Raw genomic sequence first — 230 nt, 5'->3', positions numbered from 1 at the left:
GATGTAAGCCGTGTTGCTTTCATTTTCATGGTAGAGCGCTTTTAAGCCTGATACACGATGAATCTCGCCCTCAGACTCTAAGTGCTGAGCGATCTCTTCTTGAGTCCACAAAGGCTCAGGTGCAACGATATCAAGCTGGTGGCGTGACTGGCTTAGCAAGCAACCCATGAAATCACTGATCGTTTCTGGTTCTTCCAAGGCTGACTTCAACATATCAGTCAGGTTATCTA

General features: G+C 46.5%; 1 protein-coding gene. It reads right to left on the bottom strand.

Going from position 1 to position 230, the window contains the following annotated elements; all coding sequences use genetic code 11:
• Positions 1-230, bottom strand: a 230-nt coding sequence (locus RG959_RS25050; RefSeq protein WP_342799391.1) for a winged helix domain-containing protein, incomplete at both ends; no start/stop codon positions are given.

Source organism: Domibacillus sp. 8LH, from assembly GCF_038806185.1.
In the GTDB taxonomy this organism is placed as follows: domain Bacteria; phylum Bacillota; class Bacilli; order Bacillales; family Domibacillaceae; genus Domibacillus; species Domibacillus indicus_A.
The sequence above is the reverse complement of the archived record's forward strand: the minus strand, read 5'-3'. Positions and strand labels throughout refer to the sequence as shown.